This window comes from Streptomyces sp. NBC_01439 (assembly GCF_036227605.1).
Lineage (GTDB): Bacteria > Actinomycetota > Actinomycetes > Streptomycetales > Streptomycetaceae > Streptomyces.
The window spans coordinates 3,270,792-3,288,745 of the sequence record NZ_CP109487.1 but is presented as its reverse complement, the minus strand read 5'-3'; the positions used below and the strand labels follow the sequence as shown (position 1 = coordinate 3,288,745).

At 72.2% G+C, this 17,954-nt stretch carries 16 protein-coding genes; 9 read left to right on the top strand and 7 right to left on the bottom strand.

Translation table 11 applies throughout. The features are described from left to right. Window positions 1–382 precede the first annotated feature (382 nt). The 6 genes from OG207_RS14100 (at window position 383) to OG207_RS14075 (ending at window position 7,060) form a co-directional block, all read left to right on the top strand. Window positions 383–2,572 (top strand): putative bifunctional diguanylate cyclase/phosphodiesterase, encoded by a 2,190-nt coding sequence (locus OG207_RS14100; protein ID WP_402694979.1) that lies wholly within the window; start codon window positions 383–385, stop codon window positions 2,570–2,572. Between the two features lie 285 nt (window positions 2,573–2,857). Further along, window positions 2,858–3,154: an Asp-tRNA(Asn)/Glu-tRNA(Gln) amidotransferase subunit GatC gene (gatC, locus tag OG207_RS14095; protein ID WP_030010586.1), complete on the top strand. Its 297-nt coding sequence runs from the start codon at window positions 2,858–2,860 to the stop codon at window positions 3,152–3,154. A gap of 5 nt (window positions 3,155–3,159) precedes the next feature. Then, window positions 3,160–4,653 (top strand): Asp-tRNA(Asn)/Glu-tRNA(Gln) amidotransferase subunit GatA, encoded by a 1,494-nt coding sequence (gene gatA, locus OG207_RS14090; protein WP_329098906.1) that lies wholly within the window; start codon window positions 3,160–3,162, stop codon window positions 4,651–4,653. Further along, a complete protein-coding gene (locus OG207_RS14085; protein WP_030010588.1) occupies window positions 4,650–4,895 on the top strand; it encodes a hypothetical protein in 246 nt (81 codons plus the stop codon). The genes gatA and OG207_RS14085 overlap by 4 nt, the downstream gene beginning before the upstream one ends. A gap of 16 nt (window positions 4,896–4,911) precedes the next feature. Next, window positions 4,912–6,423 (top strand): Asp-tRNA(Asn)/Glu-tRNA(Gln) amidotransferase subunit GatB, encoded by a 1,512-nt coding sequence (gatB, locus tag OG207_RS14080; RefSeq protein WP_329098905.1) that lies wholly within the window; start codon window positions 4,912–4,914, stop codon window positions 6,421–6,423. A gap of 121 nt (window positions 6,424–6,544) precedes the next feature. After that, entirely contained in the window at window positions 6,545–7,060 is a 516-nt protein-coding gene (locus OG207_RS14075; protein WP_329098904.1) for a hypothetical protein, read from the top strand. Window positions 7,061–7,068: 8 nt separating this feature from the next. Here OG207_RS14075 and OG207_RS14070 read toward each other — a convergent pair whose 3' ends face one another. The 4 genes from OG207_RS14070 to OG207_RS14055 all read right to left on the bottom strand — a co-directional run bounded on the left by OG207_RS14070 (window position 7,069) and on the right by OG207_RS14055 (window position 12,122). Next, window positions 7,069–7,302, bottom strand: a complete 234-nt coding sequence (locus OG207_RS14070) for a hypothetical protein (RefSeq protein ID WP_329098903.1) — start codon at window positions 7,300–7,302, stop codon at window positions 7,069–7,071. Then, entirely contained in the window at window positions 7,251–9,122 is a 1,872-nt protein-coding gene (locus tag OG207_RS14065; RefSeq protein ID WP_329098902.1) for a protein kinase domain-containing protein, read from the bottom strand. The genes OG207_RS14070 and OG207_RS14065 overlap by 52 nt, the downstream gene beginning before the upstream one ends. 244 nt (window positions 9,123–9,366) lie before the next feature. Further along, the gene (locus tag OG207_RS14060; protein ID WP_329098901.1) at window positions 9,367–9,999 is read right to left on the bottom strand and encodes a GNAT family N-acetyltransferase; all 633 of its coding nucleotides are present in this window, start codon (window positions 9,997–9,999) and stop codon (window positions 9,367–9,369) included. Continuing rightward, window positions 9,996–12,122, bottom strand: coding sequence for a penicillin acylase family protein (locus OG207_RS14055; protein WP_329107612.1), 2,127 nt, complete (start codon window positions 12,120–12,122; stop codon window positions 9,996–9,998). Before OG207_RS14055 ends, OG207_RS14060 begins: the two co-directional genes overlap by 4 nt. Window positions 12,123–12,324: 202 nt before the next feature. On the opposite strand from OG207_RS14055, the gene OG207_RS14050 reads away from it, so the two are divergent. Beyond that, the gene (locus OG207_RS14050) at window positions 12,325–13,059 is read left to right on the top strand and encodes a siderophore-interacting protein (RefSeq protein ID WP_329098900.1); all 735 of its coding nucleotides are present in this window, start codon (window positions 12,325–12,327) and stop codon (window positions 13,057–13,059) included. 104 nt (window positions 13,060–13,163) lie between these two features. On the opposite strand, the gene OG207_RS14045 is transcribed toward OG207_RS14050, so the two are convergent. The 3 genes from OG207_RS14045 to OG207_RS14035 form a co-directional block, all read right to left on the bottom strand. Then, a complete protein-coding gene (locus OG207_RS14045; protein ID WP_329098899.1) occupies window positions 13,164–13,436 on the bottom strand; it encodes a hypothetical protein in 273 nt (90 codons plus the stop codon). A 206-nt stretch (window positions 13,437–13,642) separates the two neighbouring features. After that, window positions 13,643–14,143, bottom strand: a complete 501-nt coding sequence (locus OG207_RS14040) for a DinB family protein (protein WP_329098898.1) — start codon at window positions 14,141–14,143, stop codon at window positions 13,643–13,645. A 67-nt stretch (window positions 14,144–14,210) separates the two neighbouring features. Continuing rightward, a complete protein-coding gene (locus OG207_RS14035) occupies window positions 14,211–15,020 on the bottom strand; it encodes a GNAT family N-acetyltransferase (RefSeq protein ID WP_329098897.1) in 810 nt (269 codons plus the stop codon). Window positions 15,021–15,073: 53 nt separating this feature from the next. Here OG207_RS14035 and OG207_RS14030 point away from each other — a divergent pair, with 53 nt between their 5' ends. Beyond that, a complete protein-coding gene (locus OG207_RS14030; RefSeq protein WP_329098896.1) occupies window positions 15,074–15,481 on the top strand; it encodes a signal peptidase I in 408 nt (135 codons plus the stop codon). Between the two features lie 209 nt (window positions 15,482–15,690). Further along, complete coding sequence (locus tag OG207_RS14025) at window positions 15,691–17,940, top strand: MMPL family transporter (protein ID WP_329098895.1); 2,250 nt, start codon at window positions 15,691–15,693, stop codon at window positions 17,938–17,940. The last annotated feature ends 14 nt before the right edge of the window (window positions 17,941–17,954 follow it).

Genomic DNA, 17,954 nt, shown 5'->3' with positions numbered 1-17,954 from the left:
GGCAGGTGAATCGCCGAGGGGGAGTAGCGAAGGCGAACGGATGCGTGGCGTGCGGCCGTACGGGCGGGCGCACGCCAGGCGCGGCGGACGGTGGTAAACGGCCGGTACAAGGCTGGTCGCAGGGCGGTGAGCTGTCGGATCATCGGATGGGTGACGGGGGGCCCCGGTCCAAACTCACCCGTTCGGCGGATACCGTACTGATGAGGATGGCTGGGTCGCATTCGGGCAACCACTGCCGACCGCTGCCCCTGGGAGCCTCGCGCGTCCTACTGTTGAGGGGTGCGCCTGTCGTGCACGGCTGCAGGATGCGATTTCGGCCGTGGTGGCATGACATCGGGGCCATCGCGTGACATCGGCATCGCCGGCTGTGAGAGGTACGGGCATGAAACCCACCGAAAGCGCCGACCCGTCACCTGAATTCGGCGGGGAACTCCCGCCCATGCGGGCGGGCCGGGCGGGCAGGCCGCGTGTCCTGGGTGCCAGGACACCGGAGACCCGACCGGTCCCCACCGGTGCGCGCGGGCAGGAGCGGCGCGGTGTGCTGCCCTTCCTCGTCGTGGGTCTCGCCGTCTCGGTGCTCACCATCGGCATCGTCTCCGCGCTGAGCGGCCGTCATGCGCTGTTCCCCGGCGGGCCGGTCGGCTGGGCCCTGGCCCTCCTCACCGGCATCATCGTCGGCCACCTCGTCGCCCTCGGCCGCGACCGCTGGTGGGGCGGCACCGGATCGGGCGCGGCCCTCACCCTCGGCGTCCTCATCCTCTACGGATGGGTCCCCGCCGGACTGGTCTCGCTGGCGGTGGTCTCCCTGGTCGGGGCCGCGCGCCGGCACCGCTGGCGGCAGGGGCTGCTACACGGCTCCGTGGACATCCTCGGCATCGGCGCCGGGGCCCTCGTGCTCGCCGCCTTCGGCGAGGTGCCCTCCGTCGAGACCCCCTGGCTCCCCACCTCCTGGGGGCTGGAGGCGGTCCCCGAGATCGTCCTCGTCGCCGTCGCCTACCTGCTCGCCACTCGGTTCCTGCTCTGGATCGCGCTGGCCCCGCGCGGGGACGGGCTGCCCACCGTCGCCCGCACCGCCCTGCTCCGGCAGGCCTTAGTGGCCGTGGCGCTGCTCGGCATCGCCCCCCTGATCTGCGTCGTCGCCATCAGCCGGCCGGTCCTGCTGCCGCTGTTCGCCGTACCCCTGATCGCGCTCGACTCCACCCTGTGGATCGCCCGGGCCCGCGCCGAGGAACAGCTGCGGGACCCGCTGACCGGGCTGCCCAACCGGCAGTGGCTGCTGGAGCGGGCCTGGTCCGCCCTGGACGAGGCCGAACGTTCCGGCACCCGGGCCGCCCTGGTCCTCATCGACCTGGACCGCTTCCGGGCGGTCAACGACACCCTGGGGCACCTGGCGGGCGACCGGCTGCTGCTCCAGATCGCCGAACGGCTGCGCCAGGCGCTGCCCGAGGACGCCGAGGCGGCCCGGCTCGGCGGCGACGAGTTCGCCGTCCTGCTCCCCTTCGCCGACTCCACCACCAGCGCCCAGCGCATCGCCCGTCACCTGGTCGCGGACCTCAGCTCCCCCCTCGACCTGGACGGCCTCACGCTCGTCCTGGAGGCCAGCGCCGGCCTCGCCGTCTTCCCCGACCACGCGCTCGACGCGGAAGGGCTGCTGCGGCGCGCGGACGTGGCGATGTACCAGGCCAAGCGCGACCGCACCGGCGTCGAGGTGTACGAGTCCAAGCGGGACAGCAACACCCCCGACCGCCTCGGCCTGCTCGGCGACCTCCGCAGGGCCCTCGACGCCGGGGAAGTGGAACTCCACTACCAGCCGAAGGTCCGCTTCGACGGCCAGGTCGCCGGGCTCGAAGCCCTGGTGCGATGGGTGCACCCGGAGCGCGGCAGGGTGTCCCCGGACGAGTTCATCGCGATCGCCGAGACCTCCGGGCTGATGCCGCACCTGACGGAGTACGTACTGGAGACCGCCCTCGCCCAGGTGGCCCGGTGGCGGGCCCAGGGCCTCAAGGTCCCGGTGGCCGTCAACGTATCGCCCCGCGACGTCCACACCCCGGGCTTCGCGGGCGCGGTCGCCGCGCGACTGGCCCGTCACGGGGTCCCGGCGAGCGGGCTGCAGCTGGAGATAACGGAACACGTCCTGCTGGAAGACCCCCAGCGGGCGGCCGACACCATGGCCGGACTCACCGGTCACGGAGTGAAGATGTCCCTGGACGACTTCGGCACTGGCTACTCCTCGCTCGTCCACCTGCGCCGCCTGCCGGTCAGCGAGCTGAAGATCGACCGGTCCTTCGTCGGCCGGCTGGCGGTCGATGCGCAGGACGCGGAGATCGTCCGCTGCACGGTGGACCTCGCGCACTCGCTCGGCCTGCTGGTCGTCGCGGAGGGCGTGGAGGACGACGAGACGTGGGAGCGGCTGCGGGACCTGGGCTGCGACGCCGTCCAGGGCTGGCTGGTCGCCGCAGCCATGCCGCCGCCGGAGGCCACCGCCTGGCTCCTGGCCCGCGGCGAGCGCGGCTGGCGCCGCCCGGCGGACATCACGGCGGAGCTCGCCGCCGCGGAGGCCGACGCGGTCTGACCCTGCGGTGCTGCTGCCGGGGCTCCGCCCCAGACCCCGCGCCTCAAACGCCGGCGAGGCTGAAATTTCCACTGCGCGGCGGTCCAGCCGTACCTGGCCGGCGGTATCAGCCAAATCCAGCCCCGCCGGCGTTTGAGGCGCGGGGTTCGGGGCGGAGCCCCGGATCTTTCAGCCCCGCCGGGTCCCGCGCAGCGGTCCGCTCCAAACCGTTTCGCGGGCCGAGCGCCCGGCCCCATAGGATTGGGACCGAAACTACACATCCACCCACCCCCAGAGGATCGCTGCATGCCTGGCATTACGCGCGAGGAGGTCGTCCACCTCGCTCGGCTGGCGCGCCTTGAGCTGTCCAGCAACGAGCTGGATCACTTCGCCGGACAGCTCGGCGACATCATCGGCGCGGTCGCCCGCGTTTCCGAGGTCGCCGACCAAGACGTCCCGCCGACCTCCCACCCGCTGCCGCTGACGAACGTCATGCGCGCGGACGAGGTCCGTCCGTCGCTCACCCCCGAGCAGGCGCTCTCCGGTGCTCCCGCCCAGGAGCAGCAGCGTTTCAAGGTGCCGCAGATCCTGGGGGAGGACTAACAACCATGGTCGACATCATCAAGCTCACGGCCGCCGAGACCGCCGAGAAGATCGCCTCCGGCGAGCTCACGGCCGTCGAGGTGACCGAGGCCCACCTGGCCCGCATCGACGCCACCGACGAGAAGGTCAACGCCTTCCTGCACGTGGACCGCGAGGGCGCGCTCGCCCAGGCCCGCGCCGTCGACGCCAAGCGCGAGGCCGGCGAGAAGCTCGGCCCGCTGGCCGGCGTACCCCTCGCCCTCAAGGACATCTTCACCACCGTCGGGGTCCCGACGACCGTCGGTTCGAAGATCCTCGAAGGCTGGATCCCGCCCTACGACGCCACCCTGACGCGCAAGCTGAAGGAAGCCGACGTCGTGATCCTCGGCAAGACCAACATGGACGAGTTCGCCATGGGGTCCTCCACCGAGAACAGCGCCTACGGCCCCACCGGCAACCCCTGGGACCTCACCCGGATCCCCGGCGGCTCCGGCGGCGGCTCCGCGGCGGCCCTCGCCGCCTTCCAGGCCCCGCTCGCGATCGGCACGGACACCGGCGGCTCCATCCGCCAGCCCGCCGCCGTCACGGGCACGGTCGGCGTGAAGCCCACGTACGGCGGTGTCTCCCGCTACGGCATGGTCGCCTTCTCCTCCTCCCTCGACCAGGGCGGGCCCTGCGCCCGTACGGTCCTGGACGCGGCCCTGCTGCACGAGGTGATCGCCGGCCACGACCCGCTCGACTCCACCTCCATCGACGCCCCGGTCCCGCCGGTCGTCGAGGCGGCCCGCAACGGCTCCGTCGCCGGCATGCGCGTCGGTGTCGTCAAGCAGTTCGCCGGTGAGGGCTACCAGGCCGGCGTCGTCCAGCGCTTCAACGAGTCGGTGGAGCTCCTCAAGGAGCTCGGCGCCGAGATCGTCGAGCTGGACTGCCCCTCCTTCGACCTCGCGATGGCCGCGTACTACCTGATCGCGCCGTCCGAGTGCTCCTCCAACCTGGCCCGCTTCGACGCCATGCGCTACGGCCTGCGCGTCGGCGACGACGGCACGAAGTCCGCCGAGGACGTCACCGCCATGACCCGCGAAGCCGGCTTCGGCGACGAGGTCAAGCGCCGCATCATCCTCGGTACGTACGCACTCAGCTCCGGCTACTACGACGCGTACTACGGCTCCGCCCAGAAGGTCCGCACGCTCATCACGCAGGACTTCGAGAAGTCCTTCGAGCAGGTCGACGTGATCGTCTCCCCGACGACCCCGACCACCGCCTTCCCCATCGGCGAGCGCACCGACGACCCCCTCGCCATGTACCTCGCGGACCTGTGCACCATCCCGACCAACCTGGCCGGCAACTCCGCCATGTCGCTCCCCTGCGGCCTGGCACCGGAGGACGGTCTCCCGGTCGGGCTCCAGATCATCGCCCCGGCGATGAAGGACGACCGGCTCTACAAGGTCGGTGCCGCCGTGGAGGCGGCCTTCGTCGCACGCTGGGGTCACCCGCTGCTTGAGGAGGCACCGTCCCTGTGAGCACCAGTGCACTGACCAAGGCCAAGGGCTTCAAGAAGTCCAAGACCGGCACCTACCTGTCGATCGGCACCACCGCCTTCGGCGCGATCAGCGTGATCAAGCAGGTCAAGAAGGCCCGCAGCGAGCACGACGTGCTGAAGCTGGTCGACGCCGCCGTGTCCGCCGCCGCCATCGTCACCGGCCTCGCGATCCTGTACCGCGAGCTGAAGCGCCTGGGCGACGACGACGTCCTGCTGGGCTGAGAGGGAAAGTTTCACCGTGACCACCTTCACCGAACTGCTCTCGTACGAGGACGCTCTCGCCTCGTACGACCCCGTCATGGGCCTTGAGGTCCATGTCGAGCTCGGCACCAAGACCAAGATGTTCTGCGGCTGCTCCACCGAGCTGGGCGCGGAGCCCAACTCGCAGACCTGCCCGACCTGCCTCGGTCTGCCCGGCTCCCTGCCGGTCGTCAACGCGATCGGCGTCGAGTCCGCCATCAAGATCGGCCTCGCGCTGAACTGCGAGATCGCCGAGTGGTGCCGCTTCGCCCGGAAGAACTACTTCTATCCGGACATGCCGAAGAACTTCCAGACCTCCCAGTACGACGAGCCCATCGCCTTCAACGGCTACCTGGACGTCCAGCTGGAGGACGGCGAGATCTTCCGCGTGGAGATCGAGCGCGCCCACATGGAGGAGGACACCGGCAAGTCGCTGCACGTCGGCGGCGCCACCGGCCGCATCCACGGCGCGTCCCACTCCCTGCTGGACTACAACCGCGCCGGCATCCCGCTCATCGAGATCGTCACCAAGCCCATCGAGGGCGCGGGCGAGCGGGCCCCCGAGGTCGCCAAGGCGTACGTCGCCGAGCTGCGCGAGGTCATCAAGGCGCTCGGCGTCTCCGAGGCCCGCATGGACAAGGGCCAGATGCGCTGTGACGTGAACCTGTCGCTGCGCCCGACCCCCGAGTCCGAGTTCGGCACCCGCTCGGAGACGAAGAACGTCAACTCCCTGCGTTCCGTCGAGCGCGCGGCCCGCTTCGAGATCCAGCGCCACGCGGCGGTGCTCTCGTCGGGCGGTTCGATCGTGCAGGAGACCCGGCACTTCCACGAGGAGGACGGCTCCACCACGGCCGGCCGCATCAAGGACAACGCCGAGGACTACCGGTACTTCCCGGAGCCCGACCTGGTCCCCGTCGCCCCGGCCCGCGACTGGGTCGAGGAGCTGCGCGGCGGTCTGCCCGAGATGCCGCGCGTGCGCCGCAACCGGCTCCGCGAGGAGTGGGGCGTCAGCGAGCACGACATGCAGTCGATCCTCAACGCGGGTGCGGTGGACTCCATCGTCGCCACGATCGAGGCCGGCGCCGACTCGACCGCCGCGCGCAAGTGGTGGATGGGCGAGCTGGCCCGCAACGCCAACGAGCAGGGCGTCGTCGTCGACGAGCTGCCGATCACCCCGGTCCAGGTGGCCCGGGTCGCGGCCCTGGTCGCCGACGGTTCGCTCAACGACAAGCTGGCCCGCAAGGTCCTCGAAGGCGTCCTCGCCGGTGAGGGCACCCCGGACGAGGTCGTCGAGCAGCGCGGCCTGAAGGTCGTCTCGGACGAGGGCGCGCTCGGCGCGGCCGTGGACGAGGCCATCGCGGGCAACGCGGCCATCGCCGACAAGATCCGCGGCGGCAAGATCGCCGCTGTCGGCGCCCTGGTCGGAGCGGTCATGAAGACCACCCGCGGCCAGGCCGACGCCGCGCGCGTCAAGGAGCTCATCCTGGAGCGCCTGGGCGTCTCGGAGTAATCCTGTTCACGTACGGCGGCCCCGCACCGAATCTCCCGGTGCGGGGCCGCCGTCGTTCAGACTGGGTACGGGGTGATCGCGTACGACGGGCGCGCGGTCGGTGGAATCGGGGGGTGCGCCGGTGGAGATCGGTGCGATGGTCATCGCGGTGGCGGGCGTAGCGGGCACGCTGGGCGGCGCGCTGCTCACCCAGCGGGGAGCGGAGCGCGCGAAGCGCCGTGAGATCGAGCTCGTGCGCGCCCACGAGGAGAGGCGCGAGAACCGGGCGCTGCGGCGCACGTGTTACGCGGACCTCAACCGGGACGCCCGGCAATTCACCACCGCACTCAACCAGCACCTGCACACCTTGCGGGAACGCGTGGTCGCGGACGCCGACCGGGCCGCGCTCGACGCCGCGAAGAACGCCTTCCGCGACCGGTACTCCGAGGCGCAGATGATCGCCCCCGACCCGGTCCTCGCGCTCGCGACGGTGGTCCACCACGCCCTGACCGCCGTCTACGGGCAGGTCAAACGCCTGGAGCGGGGCGCACCGGAGGCGGGGGAGTCGATGGAGTCGGCGGTGGAGGCGCAGCAGGGGATCTGGGACCCGCTCCGGGAGATGAGGGCGGCCATGCGCGTCGACCTCGGCGTGGGCTGAGGCCCGGATCAGTCCCGGGCCGGCTTCGGGAACCCCGATTCCCATACGACGGCCGGCAGGGTGCCGTGCACGATCGGTTCCTTCGGCAGCGAGAGCCCGAAGAACCGCTCGATGACCCCCAGCGCCGTCCGGTGCACCTCGCGGTCGTCCAGCTCCTCGTCCGGGAGCCCGGCGGCGCAGGCCGCTGTCGTCAGCGCTTGAGGACCGGGGCGGCGATGACGGCGTTGCCGTCGTTGCGGCAACTCTCCTCCACCTTCAGACGCAGCCGCAGGGCCCCCTTGATGTCCAGGGACTTGGTGATCGGCTTGCCCAGGTGGACCGCCTCGGAGAAGAGGGCGGGCTTGTCGTCCACGGAGATGCTCACGCGGGCCTGTTCCATGGTCGAGCCGTCGTCGACGCCCACGGTGAACTCCAGCGCGGACCAGGCGCGGTTCACGTCGTACTCGATCGTCGCTCCGTAGTAGCAGCTGCCGAGGAGGGCGGCTCCGTACTCCTTCGTGTTCAGCTTGGCGGAGCCGACTTCGAAGTGCCGGACCGCTCCGACCGACGACAGCACGGTCAGATCGGCCACGTTGCTGTCCTTCACCGAACCCGGCGTTCCGGGGCTCGACGAGGCCTCCGCCGTGGCGGATCCCCCGGGAGCGGCCTCGGAGGGTGCGGGGTCGGCGGATTCGGTCGCCCGCGCCGACGGCGCGGAGGCCGACGCCGACGCCGACGGCGCGCTCGTCCCGCCGGGCTTCTCGCCCCCCGCGGAGTTCTCCTTGTCCTTGTCGCCCAGGAGCCGTACGCCGACGACGGCGAGGGAGGCCAGCACCAGCACGGCGGCCACCGAGCCGAGGACCAGACCGGTCCGCCGCCGCTTGGCGGGACGCGTCGGCTCGGGGACGGGAGCGGCGGCCGGGGTCAGGTTGTAGGTGGGCCCGTACCCGGCGGGCACCTGGGCCTGCACCGGCTCCGGTTGCGGGCCGGGTCCGGGGACGGGCGCGGGTCCGGGGATCGGAGCCGTGGCCGGCTCCGGCTGTACGGGCTGTACGGACCGTGCCGTCGGGGCGTACACGGGCGGCGCCGCCACCGACGGCGCGGTGACGGGCTGCGGCGGGACCACCGGTGGCGGCGGGGCGGCCGGCCTTGGCGGAGCCTCCTGGGCGGCCCGCTGCGAGGTCGCGGTGGTCGTCGACACCACCGCACGGCGGATGTCCTTCATCCAGCCGGCCAGGTTCACCGGCCGCTTCCCCGGGTCGGCCGAGTAGATCGCGGTGATCCGCGCCCGCTGCTCGGCGTCCAGTACGGCGATCTGCGGCAGTGCGGTCAGTGCCCGTGCCAGCTGCTCGGGCGTGGCGGGCGGGGACTCCCCGCTCAGCAGGAAGTACGCGATCGCCCCGAAGGCGTACCGGTCCGTGCCCGGGGTCCGCTTGCCGTCGAAGACCTTGGGCGCCGCGTAGCCCGGGGTGAACCAGACCTCGGCCGTCTGGTGGTCGGCGGTCAGCTTGCTGAGGCCGAAGTCCACCAGGGTGGCCTGCCCGTACGCATCGACCATCACGTTGCCGGGGGAGAGGTCGCCGTGGACGACCTGGCGCCCGGACGGGGTGGCCTTCCCCGAATGCAGCCAGTCCAGGACGTCGGCGAGCTGCTCCAGGGTGCGCATCACCTCGCGCCGTTCGGCGGCGGTGGCCAGCGTCCGCTCGGCCCGCCAGTCCCGCAGGTCGAGCCCGTCCACGTGGTTCATGACGAGGACGAGCGCCCGCCCGCTCAGGGTCGAGGACTCCCCGGGCCGGTGGATCGGCGGTCCCTCGAAGTGCTCGCGCACGCCCACGACGCCGGGCCGGTGGACGAACCGCAGCAGCTCGGCCTGCTCGTTCCACTTCTGGCTGATCCGGTCGAAGACGTCCGGCGTGATGGTCGTCTTGGAGTCGAGCACTTTGACGACCACGGGCTCGGATCCGCCGGCGAGTTCGATCTCGGCGAGATAGAGCACGGCCTCCCCACCGCGTCCGATCGAGCGGAGCAGACGGTATCGGTCGGCCGCCGCGTCCGGACCGATGTGTAGGTTCTGACTGGTCAATGTCCCCCACCTCAAGGCGCTTTGAGAGGTCATCAGCTTCCAGCGGGGAAGCGCGCGGGGTCAATCGGAATCGGGAATCCCCGTCGGGGGTTCACCCTTCCACGGGCCGGCTCGCCGTCGGCGGGCCCTCGGTGACCGGTGGCGAACGCCCGGTGCCCGCACGTGCCGCCGGGCGCCCGACTCGCGCAACCTCCACATGGGCGGTTGTCGTTCGCCGGGCGCCCGATCGAAGGGGTGGCTGCGGTCAGTCTGCCGCCGGCGCGGTCGCCGGAGCGGTCGCCGGAGCGGTGAGGAAGGCCAACTGGGCCGGCTTGGCCGGGAGGTAGACCTCGGGCAGGTCGATCTCCGGGAGCACGACCTGCGGTCCGATGACGAAGCCGGTGCGCTCCATGAGCGAGATGGCCTTGGCGTTGCGGGTGTCCGGTTCGACGACCATGCGCCGCGCGGCGGCGTCGGAGAACACGAACGCGATGAAGACGGTCATCAGGGAGCCGGTGAAGCCGTGTTCGGCCGCCCCCGTGGTCGGGCCGATCAGCAGGTGCATCCCGACGTCGCCGGGCTGGACGTCGTAGCACTCGCTGACGCGGTCCTCGGCGCAGTCGTAGGTCTGGAACAGCGCGACCTGCTCGCCGTCCCGGCTCACCATGAAGGCGTGGTGGGTCGTACGGCGGTCGACGTCCTCGTAGATCTCCTGGACCAGTTCGCGGCTGGCCTCGCCCATGCCCCAGAAGCGCGCCCGCTCCTGGGTGACCCAGCTGTGGATCAGCGCGGAGTCGGCCGCAGGGTCGACGGGGGTGATGGTGACGGTGCCGAAGCCCTCGACGACCTGGGTGAACACGGGCTGTCCGACGGAGACGGCGGAGGGGCCGGGGGTCATATCGATTCCTTGGTGAGCTGGGCCCAGTCGGTGACGACGGGGACGAGTTCGCACCGTGCCCACAGGGGCAGCTGGTCGCGGTGGTGGGGTGCGCCGGTGACGCCGTCCGCACCCAGCGGTACCGCCCAGAGGCTGCCCTCGCGGCGGGCGAGGTCCCAGACGTAACGGGCCGCCGATGCGCGGGCGGTGAGGTCGGTGAAGCCGGGGACGGTGGAGGTGGCGTTCACGCAGTCGTGGTCACCGCCGAGGCCGGGCCACTGCGTGGGCTCCGTGTCGGGCACGGCCTGCCAGGGGGTGAGGCGGTGGACCTCCGACCAGGGGGTGTCGGGGGTCTCGGCCGCGGCCGTCTCCTCCAGGGCGGCCCGGACGTGCGCCGCCCGGTCGAGGCCGGGTACCAGGGAGGTGGTGAGCAGGCCCTCGAGGGCGTAGCCGATCCGCGGGACCAGGTACAGCCACGGGTGGAAGACCGCCGGGCCGGTGGGCGCCCCCCACAGCCCTTCGAAGACGGGGTCGGCGGCGAAGCGGCGTACGGTCGCGCTACGGAAGGCCGAGAAGACGGTGGCGTCGGTGCTGTCCGCCTCCATGTGCCGGTCCCAGGCCAGCAGTCGGGTCCGCAGGGCCTGCGCCGCCGGCGTCAGGTCCTCGAAGCCGGGCAGCAGTGCGAGCAGCGGCGCGGCCGAGGCCAGGTGCGTGTCCCGGTGTACGTCGGCCATCGCCTTCGGGGACCAGTCCGCGGAGCCGCTGAGCAGCTCGCGGATGCGGTCGGCGCGGTGCGGGGGCGCGAACTCCACGCCGAGCGGGGAGGCGATCCCGCGCGCGTTCGCCATCACGGCGAAGCCCTGCACCGGCTCCTCCGGGGTCGGGGCCCAGCCCTGCCAAGCGTGTTGCGGATCCCAGGCGGGCACGGGGCGCAGCCGGTTGGTGCGGTGGCGCAGCGGCACGGCGCCCGCGACCCGGTGCAGCAGGCCGCCCGCGGAGTCGGCGGCGTGGACGACGTTGACCGGCTCCGCCCAGCCGTCGAAGGCGCGGTCGATGTCGGCGACGGTACGGGCGCGCAGGAGCGCGGGGAGGGCGGCGAAGCCGAGGTCCAGGCGGACCCGCGGCGGGTAGCGCAGGGAGAGGGTCTGGGCGCTGCCGTCGGCGTGCGCCCCGGCATCGGGGTCGGCTCCGAGGTCGCCGTCCGCGTGGATGATCACGGGGCCGCGGGGGGTCTCCAGGACCTCCACCTCGACGTCGTCGCCGTCGGCCACGGTGATGGTCTCGGTGTGGCGGGAGACGGGCTCCCAGACGCCGTCCGCGCCGAGGGCCCAGGTGGCGCCGTCGTCATCGCGGCGCAACTGTTCGACGTACAGGTCCTGGTAGTCGGACATCGCGTTGGTGATCGCCCAGGCGGCGGTGCCGGTGTGCCCGAAGTGGCCGAGGCCCGGGACGCCGGGGACGGCGAGGCCCAGCACGTCGTAGTCGGGGCAGGCGAGGCGTATCTGCTGGTAGACGCCCGGGTCCTCGATGAAGCGGTGCGGGTCGCCCGCGATGATCGCCGAGCCGGTGGTGGTGCGGTCGCCCGGCACCAGCCAGCCGTTGCTGCCGGCGGTGCCGGGGCCGTCGGTGGCGAAGAGGGTGACGGCCTCGTCGCCGAGGGCGCGGGCCACGCGCTCGCGCCACAGTTTGGTGGCGAAACCGGCGAACAGGATGTGCGTGGCGATCCAGATGGCCAGCGGGACCCACGGCTCCCAGGGGGTGGGGGTCAGGCCCGTGCGCGCGAAGCGTTCGTCACGGGCGGCGCCGGTGGCGAGCCCGTCGTTGACGCCGTCCACGTACGCGCGCACCCAGGCGGCGGTGGCGGGGTCGTCGGCCTCCATGGCCTCGTAGCAGCGGCGGGCCGTGTCGGCCAGCCGGGACTGGCGGGCGAAGCGGTCCCAGGTGACGGCGTCCGCGCCGAGGAAGGAGGCGCTGGAGCCCTCGGAGCGGTGCCGTTCGACCTCCAGTTGCCAGGCGCGGTCGAAGGCGGTGACGCGGCCCTGGGCATGGACGAGCTGGAGTTCGTCGGATGCGCGGAGGTGGGGGATGCCCCACCGGTCGCGGTGGACGCCGTAGGATTCCGGGGTCTCCGCAGGGGTGTCCACGGGCGTGGCTACGGGCGTGTCCGCGGCTGCTTCCGCGGCTGCTTCCGCGGCTGCTTCCACGGAGGGCTCGCCCCGGTTCGCTCCGTACGACCGGGCGTCGCCGCTCCCGCTGCTGGCACTGCTCACGCTGCTCACACTCTTCCCCGTCGCACGTTTAGGTTAGGCTGACCTAACTATAGGGGTGTTAGGGGAGGGGTTGGACATGGCCGTCGGCAAGGGCTGGGAGGGCGTGGTCCTCAAACTCATGCGGGGCAAGGACTTCACGTTCACGGTCACGGGAGCGGAAGACCTCACGGAGAACTACCGCCGCGTGAGCTTCACGGACGGCGGGCTGCTCGCGGCCGCCGGTGGATCGCTGCACCCGACGATGTGGGTACGCGTCTGGTTCCAGGGCGCCGGCAAGCCGCACCAGCGGGCGTACACGCTGGTGGACCCGGATCCGCAAGCGGGCACTTTCAGCTTCGAGTTCGCCCTGCACGACGGGGTCGCCAGTGCTTGGGCGCGCGGCGCGAAGGCGGGCGACACGGTCGAGGCCACCGTCCAGGGCACCGGATTCACGGCCCCGGCGCCGGCCCCGGAGCGGCTGCTCGTCATCGGGGACTCCGCGTCCCTCCCGGCGATCAACTCGCTGCTGGACACGTACCCGAAGACCCCGGCGACCATCTGGTTCGAGACGCAGCACGACTCGGACGAGCGGCTGCCGATGCGGGTGGAGCCCGGCCGGCACGACATCCGCCGGGTGCGGCGAGGCGGTACGGACCTGGTCGACCGGGTGCGCGCCGACCTTCCCGAGCTGGTCGGGGACGCGGAGGCGGCGTACGTCTGGCTGGCCTGCGACACGGTGACGACGCGCGCCCTGACGGCGTACCTGCGCAAGGAACTCGCGCTGCCCAAGCACCGGGTGAACGCGCTGGGCTACTGGCGGCCGGAGGCCTGAGGCGGCCCGTCGGCCATGTCGGCCCGTCGGCCTGTCAGCTCGTCGGCCCGTCGGCCCGTCCGGCACCAGGCGGTGCGGACGGGTCGCGGAGGCGGTCGGGCCGGCTACTCGGCGGACGCCTTGCAGGCGCTCACCGCGGTCCCGTTGGTCACACCGCCCTTGGTCAGCCCGCTCACGCACTGCTCCTGCTCGCCGGAGTACCCGGCGGAACACGCCGACCGGACGGACTGCGGGGCCTCGCCGCCCTGTAGCTCCCGCTCGACCTGGTTGATGCAGGCCGAGACGTCCGCGTGGGCGGCGGGGGCCGCGAAGGCCGCGCCACCGAGTACGAGGGTCAGGCCACTGAGAACACCTGCGATACGGGTCGACGTGCGCATGGGACGCACCTGCTCTCCGGGATCGTCGCGCGGCCCGGCTCCGCAGAGGTGCCGGATCCGCGCAGGAACATCGCCGAGCTCATGCGGCCGGGTTCCGGCCACAGGGCCCGGGTCCCCGGTCCGGACCGGCTCGGCAGGGAATCCCCTCCTCCGTCGGACGCTAGAGCAGCCTCCTGCCGCACGCACCCGCAGGAGGCTTTCCCCGGTCAGGCGCCGGTGGTGCCGTCGATCCCCTCACGGAGGAAGTCGGCGTGACCGTTGTGGCGGGCGTACTCGTGGATGAGGTGGAGCATCACCAGACGCAGCGAGGCCTCCTCCGCCCAGCTCGGCACGTACGCCGTCACGTCCAGTGACTCGGCCGCGGCCTCGATCCGGCGGGCGTGCGCGATCTCCTCCTGCCAGGCGGCGAACGCCTCCGCGCGGCTGGATCCCGAGGCGTCGTAGGCGGCCTGGAAGTCGTGGGTGTCCGACCACAGGTGCGGGAGGTCCTGGCCGTCGAGGACGCGGCGGAACCAGTGCCTTTCGACCTCGGCCATGTGCCGGACCAGCCCCAGCAGGGACAGCGTGGACGGGGGCATCGAGGCACGGCGCAGCTGCTCGTCGCCGAGGCCCTCGCACTTCCAGGCGAGGGTGGCCCGGTGGTAGTCGAGGAAGGTCCGGAGGGTCTCGCGTTCGTCCCCGGTCAGGGGCGGGCTGATGCGTTCCATGACAGTGATCTTGCCCGCTGCCCCAGCGTCGGCATAGGGCAGATCCCCGGGCAGATCTCGCCCCGCGCTAGGAGGCGGCGGCGTCGGTCCACAGGTACGGCACCGTCACGCCCAGGACCCCGAAGCCGAGCCGCTCCAGGATCGGGCGGCTGTCGTCCGAGGCGTCGACCTGTAGGTAGGTGATGCCGAGCTCCGCCGCCAGGCGGGCGCGGTGGGCGACCAGCAGGCGGTAGATGCCCCGGCCGCGCCACCCGGGGATCGTGCCGCCGCCCCAGAGGCCCGCGAAGGCCAGCCCCGGCCGCATCTCCATCCGGGCCGCGCTCACCGGGGTCTCGCCCGCCATCGCGAGCACCGCGGCGATCGTCTCCGGCTGCTCCCGCAACGTGCTGAGCAGCTGTTCCCGGATCCGCGGCCGGTCCGTCCCGAAGGCCCCGGCGTGGACCTGCATCATCAGGTCGACGCCCTCCTCGTCCGTCACCACCCGCAGGGTGATTCCCTCCGGCGGCTCCACCGGCAGCTTCGCGAGCTCGGACACCAGGCCCACCATCAGGGTCTCGGGCGGCTCCGGCACGAGGCCCGCCGCCCGCAGCCGGTCCCCGAGGTCGGCGGGCCGGTCGTAGTCGTACAGCTTCCACTCGAACTCCGGACAGTCGCGCCCCGCGAAGAACGCCACCTGCGCCGCGATCTCCGCGTCCGCCGTCCCCTCGTCGAGGTCCGACCAGAGCACCCCGTTCCACCCGAGCGCGGGCGCGACGTGCCGTACGACAGCACCCACCCGCTCCACCTTCGCCGGCGGGGCGTCCGCCTGCGCGCCTTCGCGCACTTCGGCATCGAAGCGGGCGCGCACCTTCATCAGTTCATCAAGATCGATCGTCATCGCCCCAGCTCACCAGTGTCGGGCGGGCGCCACAACTGCATTAACCTCACCTCGTGAACCACGACTCCACCATCTACACCGGTAAGGCCACCCCCGACGCCGCCGCCGACCGCGGCTGGCTCCTCGGCCACTTCAAGGACCCCTCCGATCCCCGCCACAGCGAGGACGTGGAGATCAAGTGGGGTGTCCATCCGAAGGGGGACGAGCGGGAGCGGTGGGCGACCGCAGAGAAGCGCACCGCGCTGTTGGTGCTGATCAGCGGACGCTTCCGGCTGGAGTTCCCCGGGCGCACCGTCGTCCTCGCCGAGCAGGGGGACTACGTGCTCTGGGGGCGCGGCGTCGACCACTCCTGGTATGCGGAGGAGGACGCCGTCGTCCTCACCGTCCGGTGGCCCTCGATCCCGGGCTACCGGGTGGACGAGCCCGCAACCCAGCTGGAGGCCGGGTCCCCCGCACTGTGACGACCGGCCTGTGACGACCGCACTGTGACGATGCACACGAAAGGGGCCAACGATCACTGAACGCTGAGATCGTGGCGGGTGTAGACCCGCTGCGCCGAGCCTTCCCGGGGTAATCCCCCGGTCCCCTCGGCCGGGCCTCCACGCGTTCATGCGTTCTTTGCGTCGGGCTGCCTCCCGGTAAAGATCCGAACCACCAGGGAGCACCTCCGTTGGCCGTAATCGCACGCTGGTGCATGCGCCACCGCCTCCTCGCCGTCCTGATCTGGTTGCTCGCGTTCGGCGGGACCGCGGCGGCCGCAGTGACCACCGGGTCGGCGTTCTCCAACGACTACGAGGTCCCCGGCACCGAGTCCGGCAGGGCGAACGCCCTCCTGCGCGAGGCCTTCCACGGCCAGGGCGGCGACACCGACACCATCGTGTGGCGGGCCCCGGACCGGCAGAACGTGCGCACCCCGGACATCGAGCAGCGCATGACCGCGGCACTGGAGGCCGTCGCCGGGCTCCCCGGCGTCGGATCGGTCGCCGGACCTTACGGCCCCGCCCCCGAGAGCGCCGCCCGGATCAGCCCCGACGGGCGCACCGCCTACGCGGTGGTGACCTTCGACCAGCAGGCCGACTCCGTACCCAAGGCCCAGGCCAGGGCGGTCGTCGACGCGGCGAAGAACCCCACCACGGAGGCCGGCGGTCTCCAGGTCGAACTGGGCGGTCGCGCCATCCAGCTCACCGAGGCCCCCACCGCGCACCTCGCCGAGGTCATCGGTGTGGCCGTCGCGGCCCTGGTCCTCTTCCTCGCCTTCGGCTCGCTCGCCGCGAGCCTGCTGCCCATTGCGACCGCCCTGGTCAGCGTGGGCACCGCCTATTTCGGCATCACCCTGCTCGGCCACGCGATGCCGGTCGCCGACTTCGCCCCGATGCTCGGCACCCTCATCGGCCTCGGCGTGGGCATCGACTACGCGCTGTTCATCGTCACCCGGCACCGCAAGGGGCTGGCGCGGGGCAGCACGGTCGAGGAGGCGGCCGCGAACGCCGTCGCCACCACCGGCCGGGCCGTCGTCTTCGCCGGTGCCACCGTCTGCATCGCACTGCTCGGCATGTTGGTGCTGCGGCTGAACTTCCTGAACGGCGTCGCGATAGCGGCCTCCGTGACGGTGGTCCTCACGGTCGCCGCCTCGGTCACCCTGCTGCCCGCCCTCCTCTCGTACATAGGCGTGCGCGCCCTCTCGCGCCGCGAGCGCCGCAAGCTCGCCGCCGAGGGGCCGCGCCCCGAGCAGACCTCCGGCTTCGCCGCCCGCTGGTCCGTCTTCGTCGAGCGACACCCCAAGCTGCTGGGTGCCGTCGCCACCGCGGTGATGCTGGTGCTCGCCCTGCCCACCCTCTCCCTCCACCTGGGCACGTCCGACCAGGGCAACAACCCGGCCACCTCCACCACCCGGCAGGCCTACGACCTGCTGGTGGAGGGCTTCGGCCCCGGAACCAACGGCCCGCTCACCGTCGTCGCCCGGTTGGACGGCGCCGGGGACCGGCTCGCCGTGGACCAGCTGGCGCAGGCACTGCGCACGACCGAGGGCGTCGCCTCCACCGGCCCCGCCGTCCTCAATCGCAGCGGCGACACCGCCGTACTGACCGTCGTTCCGGACTCCGCCCCGCAGTCCAGGGCCACGAGCGACCTCGTCGACAGGCTCCGCCAGGACGTCATCCCGGCCGCCGGACACGGCAACTCCATGGAGGTCCACGTCGGCGGTGTGACGGCCTCCTACGACGACTTCGCCGAGGTCATCATCGGGAAGCTGCCGCTCTTCGTCGGCGTGGTCATCGCCCTCGGTTGCGTGCTCCTGCTGCTGGCCTTCCGGTCCATCGGCATACCGCTCAAGGCGGCGGCCATGAACGTCGCCGCCGTCGCCTCTTCCTTCGGCGTCGTGGTCGCGATCTTCCAATGGGGCTGGGGCAGCGAACTGCTGGGCCTGGGCAGCGCGGGCCCCATCGAACCCTTCCTGCCCGTGATCATGGTGTCCGTCCTCTTCGGACTGTCGATGGACTATCAGGTCTTCCTCGTCAGCCGGATGTACGAGGAGTGGCTGGAGACCGGTGACAACCAGCGGGCCGTGCGCGTGGGCCTCGCCGAGACCAGCCGGGTCATCAATTCGGCGGCCGTCATCATGATCTCCGTATTCCTGGCCTTCGTGCTCAGCGGCGACCGGATCATCGCGATGTTCGGCATCGCGCTCGCCGCGGCCGTGGCCCTCGACGCCTTCGTGCTGCGCACCCTCCTCGTCCCGGCCCTGATGCACCTGCTCGGCGGGGCCAACTGGTGGCTGCCCGCCTGGCTCGACCGGCGCCTGCCCCGGATCAGCATCGAGCCCCCCGAACACCGCCCGCATGCGAGACTTCCGAAGCAGCGGCCCGCCGAGGACCTCGCCACGAGCGAGGACAACGCGGAGCCCGCCACCACCTCCCGGTGACCCGGCCACCCGCC

Coding starts and splice junctions, on each gene's coding strand:
- OG207_RS14100 (WP_402694979.1), top strand. CDS start 383: ATGAAACCCACCGAAAGCGCCGACCCGTCACCTGAATTCGGCGGGGAA.
- gatC (WP_030010586.1), top strand. CDS start 2,858: ATGCCTGGCATTACGCGCGAGGAGGTCGTCCACCTCGCTCGGCTGGCG.
- gatA (WP_329098906.1), top strand. CDS start 3,160: ATGGTCGACATCATCAAGCTCACGGCCGCCGAGACCGCCGAGAAGATC.
- OG207_RS14060 (WP_329098901.1), bottom strand. CDS start 9,999: ATGACCCCCGGCCCCTCCGCCGTCTCCGTCGGACAGCCCGTGTTCACC.
- OG207_RS14050 (WP_329098900.1), top strand. CDS start 12,325: ATGGCCGTCGGCAAGGGCTGGGAGGGCGTGGTCCTCAAACTCATGCGG.
- OG207_RS14045 (WP_329098899.1), bottom strand. CDS start 13,436: ATGCGCACGTCGACCCGTATCGCAGGTGTTCTCAGTGGCCTGACCCTC.
- OG207_RS14040 (WP_329098898.1), bottom strand. CDS start 14,143: ATGGAACGCATCAGCCCGCCCCTGACCGGGGACGAACGCGAGACCCTC.
- OG207_RS14035 (WP_329098897.1), bottom strand. CDS start 15,020: ATGACGATCGATCTTGATGAACTGATGAAGGTGCGCGCCCGCTTCGAT.